Genomic DNA, 2,879 nt, shown 5'->3' with positions numbered 1-2,879 from the left:
TCAGTATTGGTGACAGACCACCACAAGTATCCAACCTCAATTCTGTTCACAAGACCATCGTTGATGTTCTCGGCGAGCGATACCGTCGAATTTATTCTTAAAGTAGGTGCGGAATGACGGTTATAAATCTCAATCGCTAAATTTTCATGTGCATCTGTCGTGCAGGTGAGAAGCTGCGTTCAGGTTCGAGCCGAGCGAAGCGAGACAGCAACGCTTTAGCCCTAAACGAATCGGATCAGTTCTGTTGCTCGCTGATGACAACTTTGCCTTTCGCTCGTCCTGTTTCTACGTAAGCCAATGCATCCGCAGTCGCGTCGAAGGGAAATACCCGATCCACAATTGGCCTGATTGCACCGGATTCAATAAGCGCGCTAATCTTGTCCAACTGCTCTCCACTGGCGCGCATAAAGACAAACTGATATCTGATGCCCAAACGTGCTGCCTTCTTCCTGATTCGGTAACTCAGAAGCCGCATTACCTGCTGTAGCCACCAGGGCTGCCCTTGTGCTATTGCAAACGCGGGGTCCAGTGGTCCAGAGATCGAAATAAGCTGACCGTCGGGTTTCAGCACCTGTAGCGATTTCTCCAATGTCTCTTTTCCAAGACTATTGAGCACCACATCATAATCGTGCAGGACGGTTGTAAAGTCCTGTTTGTGGTAATCAATCACCACATCCGCCCCTAGCGCCTTCACCCACGCAAGATTACGATCGCTGGTGGTGGTAGCAACAAAAGCGCCCAAATATTTAGCCAGTTGAATCGCAATGGTACCCACGCCGCCGGAACCCGCATGGATCAGCACCTTTTGGCCTTTCTTCAGCCCCGCTGCTACCACCAGCGTTTGCCAGGCAGTCAGGCTGACCAGTGGAAGGGATGCGGCTTCCTCCATGCTGAGATGATGGGGCTTTAATGCCAGAGCGTCTTCTGGCACGGCGATCCATTCGGTAAAAGCGCCGATACGCGCCTGCTCGGGTCGCGCGTAAACCTCATCGCCAGGTTTGAACCGCTTTACACCCGGTCCAACGCGCACAACAACGCCCGCAACGTCATTTCCCAACACCAGTGGCACGCGATACGGCAGTATTAGCCGAAATTCACCGTTACGGATTTTGGCATCCAGTAGATTGACGCTGGCTGCATGAACTTGCACCAGCACGTCATCGTCGTGCATCGTCGGTTCAGGGAACTCGCCCATTCTGCCTGTATTTTTCTTGCCGTAGCGATCGATGATATATGCCTTCATAGTCGAGAGATCTCCTTGATGAAGAAGGATATCTGCCGAAATGATGGATCTGACCACCTCGGCAGAGATACTTTCCTTGCGTTATACGGCGTCAGCGTGGGGAACGGTCCGATAACGTTCAGCGGCATGCTGTTGCGCAAAGCCTGACAGCATTGCCCCACGTGCCGCTTGATAGGCTTCCCACTGTTCAACGTGATGCAGCGGTGGGATGGTGACAGGATCCCGACGATCGAAACCGACTAACGCCGCATCGACTAATTCATCGACTTCCATTACGGCAGGGAGCGTATTGATGTCAGTACCGGAACGCTCCCAGATTTCCGTGCGCGTTACAGCGGGAAGCACGGCCTGAACATAGACCCCTTTCGGAGACAGTTCGAGGCTAAGCCCCTGAGACAAAAACAGCACAAATGCCTTGGTGGCACCGTAAACGGTTAACCCGAACTCCGGTGCTAATCCAACCACCGATCCAAGATTAATGATTGCTCCTGTGCCAACTATCGTTAGTCGCGGAGCGATCGCGCTGGCAAGGCGAACGAGGGCGGTAGTGTTGAGTGTGACCAGTTTTGCTATATCGTCGGTTGCCTGATCAACAAAGCTCCCCGCGATACTCATACCGGCATTGTTCACCAGAATCCCGATGCGATCGTCATTGCGCAGCCGCGCTTCGACGGCGGCGATGTCGTCTGGTTGGGTGAGGTCGGCGGGAAGAATATCGACGGTAACGCCATGCTCTTGCCGCAGTCGGGTGGCTAAGGTGTCCAGGCACGCACGATCGCGGGCGACCAACACCAGGTTGTGGCCGCGACGGGCGAAGCGTTCAGCATAAATTGCGCCAATGCCGGATGAGGCACCGGTAATTAAGAACGGAAAGGTCTGCGTTCATAAATCTGCTCTCGTGTCTGATAAATAGAGGATGGATATCATGCTTGCATTATAGATGATGCATGACATATATTTTAAATGTCAATCGACATTTAAATGAGAGACATCCCTATGCAATACACCACGTTTGGACGTAATACAGGTTTACGGGTATCTGAATTGGCGCTTGGCACCGGTAACTTCGGCACGGGCTGGGGATACGGTTCTGAAAAAGAGCAGGCAAAACAGGTTTTCGATCGCTATGCGGATGCTGGCGGTAACTTTATCGATACTGCGGATGCCTACCAGTTTGGCGAATCTGAACATCTGAACAAATGGTCGGTAAGTTTATCGCTGCCGATCGCGATCATTTCGTCGTAGCAACAAAATACACCCTGAGCGCTTTGCCCAATGCAGGTATCTCTCGCACCGGTAACAGCCGTAAAAATATGATGTTATCGGTTGAAAACAGCCTCAAACGGCTGCGCACCGATCGTATTGATGTACTGTGGGCCCACTTCGACGATCAACTGACGCCTATCGAGGAGATCGTCCGCGCTTTCGACGATCTTATCCGAGCGGGGAAAATTCAGTATGCCGGATTATCCAACTTCCCTGCGTGGCGCATTGCTCGTGCTGACACACCCTAGGCTGTGTCCCTTAATTGCTTGAGCTATAGTATCCATCTGTTTCTACGACACTTTGGATTATGGCTCGCTACGATCTTTCTGATGAAGCATGGGCAATCATTGAGCCCTTGTTACCAACCGTT

2 protein-coding genes and 1 pseudogene are annotated in these 2,879 nt (G+C 52.0%); 1 reads left to right on the top strand and 2 read right to left on the bottom strand.

What is annotated here, in order from left to right:
* Positions 1-235 precede the first annotated feature (235 nt).
* Together ACTBDZ_RS16715 and ACTBDZ_RS16710 are read right to left on the bottom strand one after the other, a co-directional pair.
* Positions 236-1,243: an NADP-dependent oxidoreductase gene (locus ACTBDZ_RS16715; RefSeq protein WP_438816134.1), complete on the bottom strand. Its 1,008-nt coding sequence runs from the start codon at positions 1,241-1,243 to the stop codon at positions 236-238.
* An 81-nt stretch (positions 1,244-1,324) separates the two neighbouring features.
* Positions 1,325-2,104: an SDR family NAD(P)-dependent oxidoreductase gene (locus tag ACTBDZ_RS16710; RefSeq protein ID WP_438816135.1), complete on the bottom strand. Its 780-nt coding sequence runs from the start codon at positions 2,102-2,104 to the stop codon at positions 1,325-1,327.
* A 135-nt stretch (positions 2,105-2,239) separates the two neighbouring features.
* On the opposite strand from ACTBDZ_RS16710, the pseudogene ACTBDZ_RS16705 reads away from it, so the two are divergent.
* A pseudogene (locus tag ACTBDZ_RS16705) lies at positions 2,240-2,751 on the top strand (aldo/keto reductase); the annotation flags it as partial.
* Positions 2,752-2,879: the final 128 nt, after the last annotated feature.

Origin of the sequence: Symbiopectobacterium sp. (genome assembly GCF_051710365.1) — a bacterium.
In the GTDB taxonomy this organism is placed as follows: Bacteria; Pseudomonadota; Gammaproteobacteria; order Enterobacterales; family Enterobacteriaceae; genus Symbiopectobacterium.
The sequence above is the reverse complement of the archived record's forward strand: the minus strand, read 5'-3'. Positions and strand labels throughout refer to the sequence as shown.

What these genes read in the sequence shown, in the direction of transcription:
- ACTBDZ_RS16715 (WP_438816134.1), bottom strand. Translation starts at nt 1,243, where the DNA reads ATGAAGGCATATATCATCGATCGCTACGGCAAGAAAAATACAGGCAGA.